General features: G+C 54.7%; 17 protein-coding genes. 7 read left to right on the top strand and 10 right to left on the bottom strand.

The window, feature by feature from the left end; all coding sequences use genetic code 11:
- The first annotated feature begins 58 nt into the window (after positions 1-58).
- Together VGA14_RS07470 and VGA14_RS07465 are read left to right on the top strand one after the other, a co-directional pair.
- On the top strand, positions 59-928 hold the full coding sequence (locus tag VGA14_RS07470) for a proline dehydrogenase family protein (RefSeq protein ID WP_331003131.1): 870 nt from the start codon (positions 59-61) through the stop codon (positions 926-928).
- Positions 929-983: 55 nt separating this feature from the next.
- A complete protein-coding gene (locus VGA14_RS07465) occupies positions 984-1,301 on the top strand; it encodes a hypothetical protein (RefSeq protein ID WP_331003130.1) in 318 nt (105 codons plus the stop codon).
- A 7-nt stretch (positions 1,302-1,308) separates the two neighbouring features.
- Here VGA14_RS07465 and VGA14_RS07460 read toward each other — a convergent pair whose 3' ends face one another.
- The 3 genes from VGA14_RS07460 to VGA14_RS07450 all read right to left on the bottom strand — a co-directional run bounded on the left by VGA14_RS07460 (position 1,309) and on the right by VGA14_RS07450 (position 4,364).
- Complete coding sequence (locus VGA14_RS07460; RefSeq protein WP_331003129.1) at positions 1,309-2,160, bottom strand: PHP-associated domain-containing protein; 852 nt, start codon at positions 2,158-2,160, stop codon at positions 1,309-1,311.
- A 206-nt stretch (positions 2,161-2,366) separates the two neighbouring features.
- Positions 2,367-2,723, bottom strand: coding sequence for a cupredoxin domain-containing protein (locus VGA14_RS07455; protein WP_331003128.1), 357 nt, complete (start codon positions 2,721-2,723; stop codon positions 2,367-2,369).
- A gap of 72 nt (positions 2,724-2,795) precedes the next feature.
- Positions 2,796-4,364, bottom strand: coding sequence for an aldehyde dehydrogenase family protein (locus VGA14_RS07450; RefSeq protein ID WP_331003127.1), 1,569 nt, complete (start codon positions 4,362-4,364; stop codon positions 2,796-2,798).
- Positions 4,365-4,439: 75 nt separating this feature from the next.
- Between VGA14_RS07450 and VGA14_RS07445 the strand changes: the two genes are divergently transcribed.
- Positions 4,440-4,640: a hypothetical protein gene (locus tag VGA14_RS07445; protein WP_331003126.1), complete on the top strand. Its 201-nt coding sequence runs from the start codon at positions 4,440-4,442 to the stop codon at positions 4,638-4,640.
- Here VGA14_RS07445 and VGA14_RS07440 read toward each other — a convergent pair.
- The 7 genes from VGA14_RS07440 to VGA14_RS07410 are packed head-to-tail and all read right to left on the bottom strand — an operon-like array spanning position 4,629 to position 11,619.
- Positions 4,629-7,235 carry an ATP-binding protein gene (locus VGA14_RS07440; RefSeq protein ID WP_331003125.1) on the bottom strand — a complete coding sequence of 869 codons (2,607 nt, stop codon included), beginning with the start codon at positions 7,233-7,235 and terminating at the stop codon, positions 4,629-4,631. The two genes, VGA14_RS07445 and VGA14_RS07440, sit on opposite strands and share 12 nt — an antisense overlap.
- A gap of 24 nt (positions 7,236-7,259) precedes the next feature.
- The gene (locus tag VGA14_RS07435; protein ID WP_331003124.1) at positions 7,260-7,922 is read right to left on the bottom strand and encodes a 2,5-diamino-6-(ribosylamino)-4(3H)-pyrimidinone 5'-phosphate reductase; all 663 of its coding nucleotides are present in this window, start codon (positions 7,920-7,922) and stop codon (positions 7,260-7,262) included.
- Positions 7,919-9,097, bottom strand: a complete 1,179-nt coding sequence (locus VGA14_RS07430) for an amidohydrolase family protein (RefSeq protein ID WP_331003123.1) — start codon at positions 9,095-9,097, stop codon at positions 7,919-7,921. The genes VGA14_RS07435 and VGA14_RS07430 overlap by 4 nt, the downstream gene beginning before the upstream one ends.
- Positions 9,091-9,840, bottom strand: a complete 750-nt coding sequence (locus VGA14_RS07425) for a GTP cyclohydrolase IIa (protein ID WP_331003122.1) — start codon at positions 9,838-9,840, stop codon at positions 9,091-9,093. The genes VGA14_RS07430 and VGA14_RS07425 overlap by 7 nt, the downstream gene beginning before the upstream one ends.
- Positions 9,818-10,282, bottom strand: a complete 465-nt coding sequence (gene ribH, locus VGA14_RS07420) for a 6,7-dimethyl-8-ribityllumazine synthase (protein WP_331003121.1) — start codon at positions 10,280-10,282, stop codon at positions 9,818-9,820. The genes VGA14_RS07425 and ribH overlap by 23 nt, the downstream gene beginning before the upstream one ends.
- On the bottom strand, positions 10,279-10,968 hold the full coding sequence (gene ribB / locus VGA14_RS07415; protein WP_349257153.1) for a 3,4-dihydroxy-2-butanone-4-phosphate synthase: 690 nt from the start codon (positions 10,966-10,968) through the stop codon (positions 10,279-10,281). The genes ribH and ribB overlap by 4 nt, the downstream gene beginning before the upstream one ends.
- Before the next feature lie 51 nt (positions 10,969-11,019).
- Entirely contained in the window at positions 11,020-11,619 is a 600-nt protein-coding gene (locus VGA14_RS07410; protein WP_331003119.1) for a riboflavin synthase, read from the bottom strand.
- Positions 11,620-11,681: 62 nt separating this feature from the next.
- Here VGA14_RS07410 and VGA14_RS07405 point away from each other — a divergent pair, with 62 nt between their 5' ends.
- From VGA14_RS07405 to VGA14_RS07390, 4 genes are all read left to right on the top strand, one after another.
- Positions 11,682-12,644: an acetoin utilization protein AcuC gene (locus VGA14_RS07405; protein WP_331003118.1), complete on the top strand. Its 963-nt coding sequence runs from the start codon at positions 11,682-11,684 to the stop codon at positions 12,642-12,644.
- Positions 12,645-12,687: 43 nt separating this feature from the next.
- A complete protein-coding gene (gene glyA, locus VGA14_RS07400) occupies positions 12,688-14,010 on the top strand; it encodes a serine hydroxymethyltransferase (protein ID WP_331003117.1) in 1,323 nt (440 codons plus the stop codon).
- A 360-nt stretch (positions 14,011-14,370) separates the two neighbouring features.
- Positions 14,371-14,664 (top strand): hypothetical protein, encoded by a 294-nt coding sequence (locus VGA14_RS07395; RefSeq protein ID WP_331003116.1) that lies wholly within the window; start codon positions 14,371-14,373, stop codon positions 14,662-14,664.
- A gap of 220 nt (positions 14,665-14,884) precedes the next feature.
- On the top strand, positions 14,885-15,151 hold a 267-nt coding region (locus VGA14_RS07390), incomplete at its 3' end, for a universal stress protein (protein ID WP_331003115.1).

Below are 15,151 nucleotides of genomic sequence, written 5' to 3'. Positions count from 1 at the left end.
CACTTACCTGCTGCATCTACTCTTAAATAATTATATCAATGAAACGCGTAACTACATCATGCAGACTGTCCACTCCGAGAGCTACGACCCTAGCCTAATGGAGCGTCTGCTTTTCCGGGTCGCAAAAAAGTGGGTCGCTGGCTACTCTGCAGACGATGCGGCAAAGGCGGCCCTTGACGCAAACGGCCGGGGCATGTCTGCGATCATCAATTTCCTTGGCGAAGACACGCTTGACAGAAAACAGGTCGACATAGCAGTCGGCGAATACCTGTCCCTCATGGATCTGTTGAAAGCTAAAGGCGTTAAAGGCTGCGTGTCTGTCAAGCCAACACAGCTTGGGCTTGCAATCGACTACGATACGTGCCTGCAAAATTACAAGACACTTGCTGCAAGAGCAAAATTGCTTCAACAATTCCTGTGGCTTGACATGGAGTCGGCGAAATTCACCGAAGACACCATCGCAATCTACTTGGAGCTGTTCAAAGACTACGAACAGGTGGGCGTTGCCATACAAGCGTACCTGAAGCGCAGCGGCAGTGATTTATTGCACATCCTGGAACGCGGCGGCAAAGTGAGACTGGTGAAGGGCGCTTACCACGAAGGCGAGGAACACGTGTTTTCCTCAAAGGAAGAAGTCGACCAGAACTATGCCCGCCTGCTTGAGATGCTTGCCAACAGCAACAACTTTTTTGCAGTCGCAACCCACGACTCTGACCTGATAGAAAAAACCGTGAAGATGGGAGGCAATTTCGAGTTCCAGATGCTCATGGGAATCCGTGATGAACTAAAATGCGAGCTTGTGAGCAAGAACCTGCGCGTCGCGGAGTACATCCCCTACGGCAGCCAGTGGCTCCCCTATTCCGTTCGCAGGTTAAGGGAACGCAAGCGCAACCTGCTCCTGCTTGCCCGCTCGCTTGTACAGCAATGACTTACTTACATTTCTTTCACCTGCTGCTTTTAACCGGCCCGTACGAACAATGTTCATGGAAAAGGAGCAGGAGCTCTTCGAGGCCATTACAAAAAAGCTGTCAAGGCAAAAGGGAGTAAAGCCGGGCAGGATGATGTCTGCCCCCGGCGTCACCTGCAATGGAAAAGTGTTTGCGTTCTACTGCAAAAAAGAGATGATATTCAGGCTCGGCAAGGACTTTGATGCAAAGGCTTTTGGCGTCAAAGACTGGCATCTTCTCAACCCGTTCAAGAACAGGCCGCCCATGGCCGGCTGGTTCTGCGTTCCGTACTCTGAGAGCAAGAATTGGGAGGAGTTGGCAAGGCGCGCCCTTGTAGCCCTGAAACCCTCCTGAGAATGAGCTAGGGCATCAGACCCATCGGAATGAGCTTTGCCCACGATCTTTTCGCCAGCACTTCGGGGTTGTGCCCTCTGACGTTCACTTTTTCTGATACGCGTTCTGCAAGGTAAAGCGCAAAGGTGCCGACCGACCTCCACCAGAAACCCTTCGGGTTTCTTGCGTACGAGTCCAGGGCCCATTTTGCCAGTGGGTAAGATCGCGGGTGGTACTTTGAAGCGTAGTCCAGTAGCAGCTCCCTCGAGCTGTTTATGATGTAATGGGCATGCTCGTAGACCTCGGCTCGCGAGGCATAGCCCTTGACGTCAACTTTTGTACCCCTTCTCATGACGGGAAGGATGGAGTCTAGGTTGTTGTCGGCTTCGACAGCGTTCATGCACCTGCCGATGGTAGCCAGCACATGCGAGTCGCTGCCGGCTATTTCCGGCATCTTTTTTTCTATTGCAAATACGCTGGCGACGACGTTTGAATAGCGGTCGACGTTGTTGCTGTTAAAAGATTCAATCATATCGCACATTGCGGCCTTTTCCCTTATGCCGTTTGTAACTGCAAAGGGATGCGCCGCGCAGGAAACTGCGTTCTGGCGCCTGATCTCGTCCAGCGTTTCTTCGAGGGGCATTCCGGCCTTTATGGTCTCGTAAATGCCGTACGCCAAGACATGGCCGCCGCCCTCTATGGTGATCTCTTCCGCAGGGTAGATCTTGATGCTGGAGAATTTGTCGTGGTGCTTCTGATAGTCAATTATCTGGCGGTAGCCGTCAAGCGTGTTGTGGTTTGTTACAAAAAGGATGTCGATCTCTTTCTCGAGTGCCTTGTGCAGCTGGCCTACCATTTCTACGCCGCAATCAAACGGCATCCGGACCGAGCCATTATGATGATTTGAGAAGGTATTATGGCAATGGAGTTCGGCGTTTAGAAAACTGGTCGTGATGCTTCTCCTGTTCTGCATTTGGTCAGCGCTTCAGGCATAAATACTGATGTATGGGCGGTTCTGTCAAATCTTGTACCGATTGAGATGCTAGCCGAACAACTTGACTGGCTCCATGAGACTGGCGCCCTCCTCTACTGGACCACTACCTTGCCCAGCATTATAGGGTGGACCTTGCAGTAATAGTCAAACGTGCCCTCGGTGGCAAACATGAACTCAAATTCCTCTCTTGGTCCCATCACCCCGGAGTCAAAGACCCCTGTGGGCACAGTTGATGTCACTGTATGCGTAGAGGCGTCGGTGTTCTTCCATATCACAGTTGTGCGAGGTTGCACGTTGACGGTGCCAGGCCTGAACAGCGCGGCGTCAGGGGTGGTGCCTTCATTGCCAATCTCTACGGTCACGGTCTTCGGTATGTACGCTAAACCCGCAACCACAAGGACGACTGCAAGCGCCGACGCTGCGCCTGCTAAGATTACTACCTTGTTCAATGTATGCGGTGACTGCAAAGTCAAATAATATCCTTGGCAGGAAAGTGTAAATCTCACCCGCGCAGTAACTGACTACTCGGCTATCGTCTGGCTCTGCTCGCGCAGAAACTGCGTAAGGTAGTGCGGACCGCCCGTCCCCCTGCCAGTATTCCCCGAGTCCTTCCACCCGCCAAATGGCTGGCAACCCACCATTGCCCCCGTCGTAGCGCTTGCCTGTCGGTTTACGTAGACGACGCCAGCCTCTATGTGGTCGAGGAACTTCTTTATCTCGCCATTGTCGCCGGAGAATATCCCTGCGGTAAGGCCGTAGTCGGCGTCGTTTGCAATCCTCACCGCGTCATCGAATTTCTCATAGTCTGCGACGCACAATATTGGCACGAACAGCTCCTCTTTGAACAGCCGGTGGTTCTTGGGCAGCCCTGCCACTATAGTGGGCTCGACGTAGTAGCCGTGCTTAAGTTCGCCTTCCCTGCGCACGTAGCCGCCTGTCAACACCTTGCCATCCCTGTCGGCAAGCCGGGCGTACTGTTGGAACTTTTTGTATGCATCTTCATTCACCAAAGGCCCCATGAACACGTTTGGGTCGAGCGGGTTTCCGACCGGCAGGCTCTTTGCCTTGTCCACGAGCCGGCGCATAAACTCGTCCCTGACTTTCTTGTGCACGAATACCCGCGAGCAGGCGCTGCACTTTTGCCCCGAGTATCCAAATGCTGCCTTGATCACGCCGTCGGCCGCCCTGTTGATGTCAGCCGTGTCCGTGACTATTGCGGGGTTCTTGCCACCAAGCTCTGCTATGAGGGGCCGCGGGCCGTCCTTGCTGAACTGCTTTGACATCGAATAGCCCACTTCGCGCGAACCCGTGAAGACTATGCCTGAAACATCTTTGCTTGCCACCAGCTCGCCGCCTACCTTGCTGCCGGAGCCAAACACGACGTTGAGCGCGCCTGCAGGCACGCCGGCCTGGATAAAGATTTCTGCAATCTTGAACGCAACCACAGGCGCGTCGCTTGAAGGCTTTAGCACTACCGTGTTGCCGGTTATCAGCGCGCCGGTGGTCATTCCAGTCAAAATCGCAGCCGGAAAGTTGAAAGGCGCGATAACTCCCCACACCCCGTAGGGCTTCATGACGCTCTTGCTCTTTTCGTTTGGCTGGGCGCTTTTCATAGGCGTCTCAAAGCCGTTGTTGCGCTCCATCTCCTCCGCGTAATACCGAACAAAGTCAATGGCCTCGTCTACGTCGCCTATCGCCTCGTAACGGTTCTTTCCATTCTCGTACGAGACCCACGCCGCAAGCTCGAACTTTTTCCTGCTCATCAGGTCTGCAGCGGAGCGAAAGATGCGCACGCGCTCGCGCCAGTCGGTCTTGCCCCACACCTCAAACGCCTTTTTCGCAGACGCTGCCGCAAGCCTGGCATGCCTTGCAGTTCCGGCCGGAAAGTGGCCGAGCACAATCCTGGTATCGATTGGCGACGCGTGGGAAAAGGCCTGCGCGGTCCTTACCTCTTTTCCTCCGATAATCATCGGGTACTTGCTGCCGAATTCTGGCTTTACCTGCTCCAGTGCCTTTTCGTACCTGTCGTGGAACTGCCCTTCCGCCTTTTCGGTCATAAAGTGGCGCAGCGTGTGCTCGTTTTCGAACATCCGACCGGATATTGTCTCTAGAACCTTAAAAATCAATCAGAAAAGAATAGTAACCACTTTTGTGCGATGAGTACCGTGAGCGCCACCAGCAACAAGTCAAAACTCTTGATATTCCTCATGATAGCCGTTTCGCTGGTGTTCTTTGTGGCAAGCTTTGTCGCGGCCTCGTTAGCAAGCGAGCAGGCTGCCAGCAATGGCACGCTGCCTGCCGGCCTGACAAACTGCATGACAGTCGTGACAGGCGAGCGGGCGTTTGTAGATTGCTCAGCGTCCTGAGCATATCTTGCAGACAAGCTCGCGCTTGATGAGCCCCTTCTTTTGCGAGCAGTTGACGCAGGCTTTCCTGCTGCACATGCTGCACACGCCGCTGTGGTTTGAGCATGCAGACGAGGCGCACACCTCGCACTTGACGCTGTGCCGGGAGCAGAACGTGGAACTGCAGATGTAGCATAGCGCGCTGTGCTCGCCGCAGGCCGGCATCAGGCAGATCTTGCAGTATGCAAGGTGTTGGCTGCACAGCAAGTTGCCGCAGCTGCATGCAGAGCCCTCTTCCAGAGGAACGGAGCACGCAGAGCACCTGCCCCAGGTGCCCCTGCCCGACCAGGAGCTCCACCTTACGTCGCCATAGTGCTCTCTGCCGTTGACAGTTATCGAGGCACGGTAGAACGTTTCCACGAGCCATCCGGCTATCTCGAAACTTGACTTGCTCTTGACTTCGGCAAGCGCTTCGTGGAATTTCGCTTTCTCCTCTATTTCTATCATTTGCAGCTTTTCCACCAGCGCCTCCCTGTCTGTGCGCAGCTGCTCTATCTTGCGCTTCGTGGTTTGGATCTTGTGTTTTTTGGTGTCAATCTTGTTCTCTGCAGATATCAACCGCGATTTTTTGGTCTTTTCCTTTTTCAGCTGCTTGTAGAGCTTTTCCTGCTGCTTCTGCGCGTCGTGCTCGGCGTCCAGCGTTTCCAGCAGCTTTGATATGCTTTCGTCGATGCCTGCGATCTTGGCCTTTGGTATTTGCGTCCTGGCTGCAAGGTGCTCTTTCCGGGCGTCTTCCATGACGACATCGAATTTTGCGACGAGTGCTTTTTTCAGCGCGGCGGCCCTCTTTTCGATCTCGCCCTTCCACTTGCCTGCATCCGCGCGCACCTCGGCCGGGACCAAGCGCTGCGAGGTGAGCTTGTGCTCCGGCAGCTGCACAAGGGTGCCGTCAAAAGCCGCCAGCTCTTCCACCTTGTCAAGCGATTGCTTGGCGTAGCTTTTCTCAAATACCGACGCGCTGACCTCGAACACCGGATGGAATATTTCCGTTGGTTCTGCAGAGATTGCCTTTGCCTCTTTGACATTGCTGCCAAGCCTGATGAACGTCATCAAATCTTTGGGCTCAAATGTTTTTTCAAGTGCCATGAACGCGTCGTGCGAGCTTGCGGCTATGACAGGGTCCGGCTCTCTTGCGCGTGCCTTTTGCCTTGCAGGTTCGGGCTGCTCATCCGGCTCGGGTTCTGCCTTGAGGCCCTGTACAACCTCGGGGGCGCTTTCAGCCTCGGGCATGTCGCGCTTGAAATTCGCCATCAGTTCTGCAATCTCGCTGTTTTCGAGGGGCCCGCGGTGATAAGTGAGCGGCCAGCGCGACTTTATCACGCCTTGGAACCTGGGCTCAAATATGTTGCAGAAAAACTCGCCTGCCTGGAGCCGACCGATCTCTTTTTCCGCGTGCGAGCCAAGCTCCAAGCCCACGCTCACTCGCTGTATGTCCCGCTGTGCCCCTAACCTGCCGATAAAGCGCACGTTTGCGTTTGATATCACCTTGTAGTCTAGGTCTACGGCGTTCTGGCTTGCAAGCATCAGGCCGAGTCCAAACGCACGGGCCTGCTTTATCAGAAGCAAAAGAAGTTTTTTTGACGACGGCTCGCGCACGGGCGGGCAGTATCCGGCAATCTCGTCAAAGTAAAGCAGGTATCGCAGCGTCTGAGCGCTGCCCTGCTTTATCATCCACTGGAACAGCCGCTGCAACGTCAATTCTACAAAGAGGTGCTTTTCCTGCTCCGACTGGATGTTGCGCAGGTCAAGCACGTTTATCGAAGGCTCACTGAAAATCTTGGTAAAGTTGAACGGCTCCGCGGCCGACCACGACCTGAGCTTCGGGTCCGAGACGAGCAGGTTGAGCTTTGTTATCAGCTTGCGCCGATCCTTTTCCTCAAGGACGTCTGACACGTGCAGCGAGCCTATCATGCTCACCGGAGGGCTCTCTATCCTGCGCATTAGGTCCCTGACAGTCAGGCTCTTGCCGGACTTCCAGGCGTTTTCGAGAAGCGCAGAGATGAAGGTTATCTCGTTCCTGTCGCCCTCGCTATAGCCGGCAAGCCTGAGCAGGTTGTAAGATGTCAAGTCGAGCAGGTCGGCGGCCGACGACACGTCGCTTGCAAGAAGTTTGTCGAAGTCCGTGGGCGCGGCCAGGTCCGGAGATATTCCCACCGGCAGGCCTGCTGACGACTTGGGCGTGAATATGCGCACCAGGATTTTTTCCAACTTTGCCGGCGCGTCCGGCGCGACTGAAAATTCCTTCATCTTGTCGCCGTAGAGCTTGCGCAGGCTCGCGGCATATTCTGCCCTGTCCAGCCTGAGAGCGTCGGCCTCTTTTCCGGACCATCCTGAAAAGTCAAAGGAGGCGGACTTGAAGGCCAAATTGCCGATGTCCCCCTTGGGGTCGATGGCAAACGTCGGGATGCCCTGCAGTGCTGCCTCTTCTACCACCACCTTTGAGAGCACGGTCTTGCCCGAGCCGGTGGCCCCCAGGATTATTGTGTGGCGGGTAAGAGACGATAGGTCAACCTCGAACTTCGAGTCGTCAACCCTGCCGACGTGCAATCTCGACATCCGCTTTTACGGTGAAGCTCCATATTAAAAAGTGCTGTGTATTTTCCCCGGCCTGTAATGAAGGATGAGCTCGCCTGACTTTTTGTGCTCCACTCTGGCAAGCCTTAGCTTTATTCCTTTTGAAATCAGGTCAAAGCCGTCGCCTTCAACAAGCGTGGGCGCAAGCCTACCACCTGCTATCCTTGGCGCGACGGTCACTATCAGCTCGTCGGCGAGCCCGAGCCGTAGCACTGACCAGTTCAGCTCGCCCCCGCCTTCCACCAGTACCCGATGAAAACCCATTTTCCCCAGCGCAGAAAAGAGCGCTTTAAGGTCTACTGCCTCCTTGCCTGCTACTATTACCTCGGCGCCTGACTCTCTAATCCGCCCGACGGCCTCGCTTGTGGCCTTTTCTGTCACTGCAACTATAGTCCTTGTCCCGGAGGCAGTGCGCAGCAGCCTCGACTCTGTGGGGATACGGCCTTGGCTATCTACCACAATCCTGGCGGGGTTCCTGCCCCTGACCAGCCTGGCTGAGAGGATGGGGTCGTCGACTAGCACCGTCGAGATGCCCACCATCACCGCGTCCGAGGCCGCGCGCAGCCTGTGGACGCGCTTGAGGTCTTCCTTTGACGATATCGCAGAGTCACCAGCGGCAGTCGCTATCTTTCCATCAAGGGTCATAGCGGCGTTTATCGTGACTCTCAAGGCATGGCCTCCGTCAGAAATCGCCCGCCGGCCATTACCGCCGCTATCGAATCCCTGCTTGCCCTGTGCACGATGGCTGCGTACGGGTCGTGCACCGGATACAGATCGGCATGATGTTTGTCTATGAATATCAGGTCCGCACTCTTGCCGGGCTCGATGCAGCCGCTGTTCAGTCTTAGCATCGTTGCGCCATTCACAGTAGCCATCTTCACAAGCTCGCGGGGCTCGATAAAGTCGCCCTGGGCGTGCGATGCCTTCCAGACGTAATCAAGCTCGCGGAACATGTCGGGCGAGTTGAGCATCACGTTGTCTGTGCCTATGGCGACTTGGCAGCCCCGCGCCAGCATGTCGGCAACCCGGGGCAGCCCCGCGCCAAGGACACCGTTCGCGCGGGGGCACACGACTATGCCTGATTTTGAGGCGAGCGTTATCTCGTCGCTGGTGGCCTGTGTCATGTGCACGACGATGTCCGGGCGCAGGTGCGCCATTATCCTCTCGACCTCCCGCTTGCCTGTGTTCTTTAGCGAGAACTCAACTGTCTCTCTTGACTCGGCGGCGTGTATGGCGACCAGTTTTTCTCCGGCAACCTGCCTGTACTGCTCAAGCGCCGTGTCGGAATTTTCATTCGCGCCGCTTATCCCCAGGCCTTCTGAAATCGCAAGTACGTCTTTTGCCGCCGCAAGCTCTTGCTCTGACAACCCGTCGCCTGACGGGCCGCCGTAGTGGTCGACCCTGCCAAGGGCCACGCACCTTATTGGCAGGCCCGAAATCGCGTCGCGCAAGAGCCGGACGCCTTCCGGCCCGCCTTCCCGGAAGTCGGCAAACGCGGTTATCCCGCTCTTTAGCATTGAGATGGCGGAGTTGCGCACAAGCGCCTTGATGTGCTCTGGCCTGCTGCCTTCCAAGATCTTTTTCTTGGCTCCAGAGACGGGGTGCACCCTGTCGTCAAGCCGCCCGCCGGCGGCAATGTCCTTGCCTATCGAGTCCGCGATGTGCATATGCGCGTTCACAAACGCCGGCATGACGAGAAACCCACTTGCGTTGAGCTTGTTGCGGGCATTTGAATTACCGTTACCCGCGCCCTTGATAATACCGTCCGCGATTTCTATGTAGCCCCGCTCGACGTGCCCTAGACCGGGTCCAATCAGAATGCTCGCGTTCTCTATGGCTAGCATCGTATTTCATAGATTGTCTGTATCTTGCCCTCATCCCGCATGTCCCGGATGGTGTCAAGGGCCTTTGTCGCGGCTTCGGCGGCGCGCCTGCCCGTCCTGCCGATTCCGATGCCGCAGTTGAGCTTGACTTTGAGGCCGGCGGTCACCTTCTTGATTACCTCGTCGACCTGATCACCGGTCACGCCGTTAGAGATTACCATAAAGTTGTCGCCGCCGAGAAAAAAGGTGAGCGCAGCGCGTTTTAGGAACTCCTCGGCAAGGACGCTGTAGACCTTCATGACAAGTGCCGTGACCTCATATGGCGAGAGCCTATCTGATAGCTTGGTCGAGCTGTCCATATCTATGTGCATCACCTGGGCAGACAGATCATCATTTGCAGCAGAGCCGAAGATGCGCGTCTGCTCGTCTGCAAACTTGGCCTCCTGCCTTGCGCTGTATGCGGCCATGCTTGCGGCAAGCGCAGTCTCTCCCGTGCCTATTGCCATTGACATCTTGAGGTCCTTGTACAGCCCTGCGAGCTCGCGCTGGATGGCAACGTGCTCTTTCACTGATAGGCCGTTTGTGATGGCGAAATACTCGTCAAAGCGGTTGAAATACACAAGGCAGTCCTTCTCGGAGAAGAGCCTCTGCACGTCGTGGTAAATTTTGGCCTGCAGCATCTGGAGCTGCGCCTCCCGGTCGTAGCCGAGCGTGAGCGTCCAGGGACCGTAGCCCTCTATCCTAATTATTGTCAGCTGTATCATCTATTACCACTGTTTCCTTGTTCACCGTTCTTTCTAGCTTTCCAAGCCTGAGAACCATGTTTGCAGCCGCGTTGACCGCGCGCACCGGGACTTCCTCTGCGCGCGCCCCTGCTTGCTCGTCGGTCATGCCAGGCCCGGTTATGCCAAGCGCCACCGGCTTACCGTGCTTTAATGACAAATCTGCTATCAACCGCGCCGCGTTTTCGGCGACGATGTCGTCGTGACGCGTGTCGCCTTTTATCACCGCGCCGATGGTCACTATTGCGTCGACCGTACGTTTTTTCAATAATTGCTCTACAGCAAGGGGCATGTCATAGACGCCGGGCACATAGAAAATGTAACTGGCCTTGGCACCTATCTTGACAATGTGCCTTTTCGCATTCTCGAGCATCCGGGAGGTCACCTCGCTGTTGAATTCTGAAACGACGATTGCCAGCCTCATGCTACCTTGGCCTTCTGGTGCGATTCCTTAAGTTCGCTTGCCTCGACAAGCGGGATGCCCGATCTGTTTGCGTAGTCTCTTGCCTTTTCTATCGAGAGCGACCCGTGGGTCTCGCTGTCCATCATCTCGCACATCGCGACCGCCGGCGTTATTCCCGCGAGTTTTGTCAGGTAGACGCACAGTTCTGTGTGGCCGTTGCGCTCTACGAGCAGGCGCCTTGACGCAATCAATATCGGAACGTGGCCGGGAGCGCGAAAGTCCCTTGCAAATTCCTCGACGCCGCCGCTTTCGATGTTCCTGCACACCTGTGCCATCAGAGATATTGTGAGCGCCCTGTCGCTGTCGGTGATGCCAGTGAAAGTCTGGCGGTGGTTGACTGAAATGGAAAACGACGGCTTGTCGCCATACGCCGCCTTTCCTTCAACAAGTCTTGCGTAGAGCGGATTTATCTTGCCCATGCCGGCAATCATGTCGTGCATGTAAACCAGGCCCAGCTTTTTTGTCACTTCATTTGCAATAGCGAGGCACAGGAGCCCGCCGGCGTCCTTTCTCATGGTCGCCACGTGTTCTGGTTTAACATGCTCGGCGGCGATTACCATGTCCACTTCATTCTCGCGCCCCTTGTCGTCGTGGACCAGCACAAACCTGCCGGCCTTTAATGCTGAAATGGCGTCTCCTAGCAACAATTGTGCCTCCGCGCGATTGTTATTAAAAGGTTACTAAAAAGCTGGTAATTACTAGGATTTTGGTAGGTTCTTGGCGACGTACTTGCTCAAGACGTCGGTCTCGATGTTCACCTTGTCGCCCTTGTCCTTGGCGCCAAGCGAGGTTATCTCTAGCGTGCGCGGTATCAGGGACACCGAGAATTTCTCGCCGTCAACGTCGACGACTGTGAGGCTGACGCCGTCGACCGCAATGGAGCCCTTTGGGACCAGCGCGCTTGAAAGCTCCTTGCTGTCAAGCGAGAGCCACATCGTGGTCTCTGACTGCCTCTCTATCTTGTCGACTATGGTAGCGGTGCCGTCGACGTGGCCAAGGACGAAGTGCCCCTCGAGCCTGTCGCCCACCTTCATGCTCCTCTCAATGTTTACCATGCCGCCGGGCCTGACCGAGCCGAGGGACGTGCGCCTCATCGTCTCTGCAACCATCTCGAACTGAGCCTCGCCCTTGCTCAATTTGGTGACGGTGAGGCAAACGCCGTTTATGCAGACGCTGTCGCCTGTCTTCAGGCCCCTGGCCATCCTGCCCAGTCTTACGCGCATCAAAGTATCGGCCCCCTTTTTTGCTTTGGCTACCGAACGCACCTCTGCGAGCCCCTCCACGATGCCGGTGAACATGCAAAAGCGATTGCAGCATACGGGATAAAAAGATTGATTTGCATCGCCTTCGATGAAACGCCGTGGGCACTGCAGTCTTTTTCGGCGACGAGCTTGCCCGTTACGGATTTGGGGGCTCGCATCCGCTGGGCAGGGACAGGATATACGCGTTCTGGTCCAGGCTGCAGAGCGAAAACGTCGCCAACGTGATGGTGGAGCAGCCGGAGATCACGAACGAAGAAATGGTGCTCTCATTCCACGACAGAGACTATGTCGAGCTTGTGAAAATGGCGTCAAAGCAGTGCAGAAGCATCCCGCTTGACAGGGGAGACACGCCGTCGTTCCGGGGAATATTTGAGGCGACGCTCTACGTTGTAGGCTCGACGTTGGCCGCGCTTGACATGGTCATGAAAGGAGTGGACAGGGCGGGAAGGAAGATAGAGAATGCATTCGTGCCCATAGCAGGGCTGCACCACGCGCGCAGGAACTCTGCCGGCGGCTTTTGCGTATTCAACGACGTTGGAGTCGCAATAATCCAGGCGCGCAAAAAATACAACATAAAGAGGATAGCATATGTCGACATCGACGCGCACCACGGCGACGGCGTGTTTTACGAGTTTGTAAGCGACCCGCTGCTGTTCTTTGCAGACATTCACGAGGACGGGCGTTACCTGTACCCTGGCACCGGCTCTGCCGACGAGACAGGCGTGGGCGACGCGAAAGGCACCAAGATGAACATACCGCTCATGCCGGAGGCCGGCGACAAAGAGTTTTTCGACGCGTTCGCAAGGGTGGAAGAATTCATCGACTTTGCAAAGCCAGAGCTGATTTTCCTGAACTGCGGCGCGGATAGCCTTGCCGGCGACCCAATAACCGACCTGCGTTATTCTGCACAAGCCCACGGACACGCTGCCAGAACGTTGCGCAGGCTGGCAGACAAGCACTGCAAAGGCAGGATGATAGCGGTGGGCGGCGGGGGCTACAACCGCACGAACATCGGCAATGCTTGGACAGAAGTGGTCAAGGAGCTTGCCGACTTGGGGTAAGCGATATACTATTATGGACTTGGTTTAGAAACTCCTCACACATATGAGTGCAAGGAAAGCGTACGACGACGTTCTTAGGCTGATGCGCGAGCATCACGACTGGTTCAACCGTTCCATCCCGCTTATCGCAAGCGAGAACGTGCCAAGCCCCGCCGTCAGGGAGGCGTGCATGTCCGACTTTGCGAACCGCTACGCGGAAGGGTGGCCGGGCGAGCGCGTTTACGCCGGCTGCATCTACATTGACCAGGTTGAACTTATCTGCAACGACCTTGCAAGGAAAGTATTCAAGTCAGAGTTTGCCGACTGCCGCGCGACTTCGGGCGTCGTTGCAAACCTGGCAATTTATTCCGCGTTTTCAAACCCCGGCGATTGGATGATGGCGGCTTCCATACCGACTGGCGGCCACATCTCTCACGGCAAGAAGGAGCATGCCGGGACCGCCGGCCTGGTGCATGGCCTCAACATCGAACACTACCCATTCCTGAGGGAGGAGATGACAATCGACGTCGACGGCACAAAGAAAAAGATAGAGGAGATGGCCCGCAACGGCAAGACGCCCGCGCTGGCGATGTTTGGCGGCTCACTGTTCTTGTTCCCGCATCCTGTCAAAGAGTTGGCAGAGTTCATGCACGGGCACAACATCCACATCAACTACGACGGGGCGCACGTCGCAGGGCTGATAGCCGGAGGCGAGTTCCAGGACCCGCTCAGGGAAGGGGCCGACACGATGACGATGAGCTCGCACAAGACGCTCTGGGGACCGCAGGGGGGCATCATAGTATCGTACGAGAAATTCGCCGATGGCATAAAGAAGGGCATATTCCCGGGCAACACGTCCAGCCATCACCTGCATCATGTCGCAGGAAAGGCGATAGCGCTTGCAGAATCTTTAGAGTTTGGCAAGGACTATGCAAAGCAGGTGATAAGAAACGCCAAGGCGCTTGCCGGGGCGCTTGCAGCGGCCGGCTTTGGCGTGCTTGGCGAGAAGAGGGGCTACACCATGTCGCACCAGATGGCAGTCGACGTGACAAAGTTTGGCGACGGCGGCACCATTGAAAAAGACCTGGAAAAAGCTGGCATCATACTAAACAGGCAATTGCTGCCCGGCGACATCAAGGCCGGCAGGCACTACATGCACCCCGGAGGCGTCAGGATAGGCGTGCCCGAGGTCACGAGGCTTGGCATGAAGGAAAGCGAGATGAAGGAGATCGCGAATTTCATAAAGAGGGTTGTGGTGGAGAAGAAGGATCCTGCGCAGGTAGCGGAAGACGTCGCAGAGTTCCGGAAGCAGTACCAGAAGGTGCAATATGCGTTTGACAACGCGGTGAAGGCGTACGAGTACATCAGCCTGACAGGCCGTAAGTAATGAGTACTCAAAGATTATCGAATTTACTGCGGAATTCATGGTTCAAATTGTAACGGCCCCACTACTATCTTGGGGATATAGTTAGGACTATAGATTTGGCACTAACGTGGGATTCCCTAAAGCACCATTACGTGGGTAGAGTTTAATATGAAGCGCAAATAATGGCAACTGGCATTAATGATGCTGCGTTCGCTTTACCTCTTCTATCTGTTTGTTCACCTTGCCTTCCCGATAATTGTAATTGTTGTCATGGTATATTCGATACCAATCAATACAGCGCTTAGAACACTGGGTTGGATAGATTCTGATTTCCGCCGCATGCACCAGTAAGGTTATATCTGATGAGATCATCTAGTAACGATGTCAGTTATTGTAGAAGTTGACGCTAACGTATTGTTGATCACTGAAACAGCAAGACCGCAGGTAAAACAGCAAAAAAGACTATTCATCATATGCGATGATTGCTATTGGTGTGCTTCTGCATTATGCCAACGCTACTTTGATCCTGTTACCTGTCCAGAATGTGACAAACCGCTTTCTTCACTCCCTATTTCAAATGATGAAAGCTACAGCTTTAGCTATGATAAAACCCGCGGCGTAGAACTTGACTTTTATTCACAACGTTATCGACGAAAACAGATCGCCGCACCCTAAATTATGCAATCATACTTTGGTTCGTCCATGCCTTCATAGTTATACGCTGACTTGTAATTCTGATAGTAAACTTGCTTCAAATAATCGGTCAGAGCTTCAAGTTCTTTCTTGTCGTTAAGTTCATTATTTTTTAGGTTCAATTCCAAGGGACGATGCTGGATTAAGATGGCAACGTGAGAATGGAACAAAGCTTTTTTATCATTCTGGACAGCTAGACCTGATGGTAGAATTAGCATTGAGAGCATCGCCACCCTTTTCCAAAATTCTAGTTGCTGTAGACCGCTCTGAAAACTCCAATAGGGCCCTTGAATATACATTGAAGCTTGCGAAGTTACATGAATCCAAGGTAACAATATTGCATGTTGTCGAGCCATCGCCATCTGCTCCTGAAACACATACTGCAATTCGTGCATTTGAGATAGCAGTTGAGGATGAAGCAAGAAAGTTCCTTGATAGTCTTGCAGAAAGAGCACAGAAGGAATATGGC

The organism is Nitrososphaera sp. (genome assembly GCF_036397675.1).
Classification (GTDB): Archaea; Thermoproteota; Nitrososphaeria; order Nitrososphaerales; family Nitrososphaeraceae; genus Nitrososphaera.
The sequence above is the reverse complement of the archived record's forward strand: the minus strand, read 5'-3'. Positions and strand labels throughout refer to the sequence as shown.

What these genes read in the sequence shown, in the direction of transcription:
- VGA14_RS07470 (WP_331003131.1), top strand. Translation starts at nt 59, where the DNA reads ATGCAGACTGTCCACTCCGAGAGCTACGACCCTAGCCTAATGGAGCGT.
- VGA14_RS07465 (WP_331003130.1), top strand. Translation starts at nt 984, where the DNA reads ATGGAAAAGGAGCAGGAGCTCTTCGAGGCCATTACAAAAAAGCTGTCA.
- VGA14_RS07460 (WP_331003129.1), bottom strand. Translation starts at nt 2,160, where the DNA reads ATGCCGTTTGATTGCGGCGTAGAAATGGTAGGCCAGCTGCACAAGGCA.
- VGA14_RS07450 (WP_331003127.1), bottom strand. Translation starts at nt 4,364, where the DNA reads ATGTTCGAAAACGAGCACACGCTGCGCCACTTTATGACCGAAAAGGCG.
- VGA14_RS07440 (WP_331003125.1), bottom strand. Translation starts at nt 7,235, where the DNA reads ATGTCGAGATTGCACGTCGGCAGGGTTGACGACTCGAAGTTCGAGGTT.
- VGA14_RS07430 (WP_331003123.1), bottom strand. Translation starts at nt 9,097, where the DNA reads ATGCTAGCCATAGAGAACGCGAGCATTCTGATTGGACCCGGTCTAGGG.
- VGA14_RS07425 (WP_331003122.1), bottom strand. Translation starts at nt 9,840, where the DNA reads ATGATACAGCTGACAATAATTAGGATAGAGGGCTACGGTCCCTGGACG.
- ribH (WP_331003121.1), bottom strand. Translation starts at nt 10,282, where the DNA reads ATGAGGCTGGCAATCGTCGTTTCAGAATTCAACAGCGAGGTGACCTCC.
- VGA14_RS07410 (WP_331003119.1), bottom strand. Translation starts at nt 11,619, where the DNA reads ATGTTCACCGGCATCGTGGAGGGGCTCGCAGAGGTGCGTTCGGTAGCC.
- glyA (WP_331003117.1), top strand. Translation starts at nt 12,688, where the DNA reads ATGAGTGCAAGGAAAGCGTACGACGACGTTCTTAGGCTGATGCGCGAG.
- VGA14_RS07395 (WP_331003116.1), top strand. Translation starts at nt 14,371, where the DNA reads ATGTCAGTTATTGTAGAAGTTGACGCTAACGTATTGTTGATCACTGAA.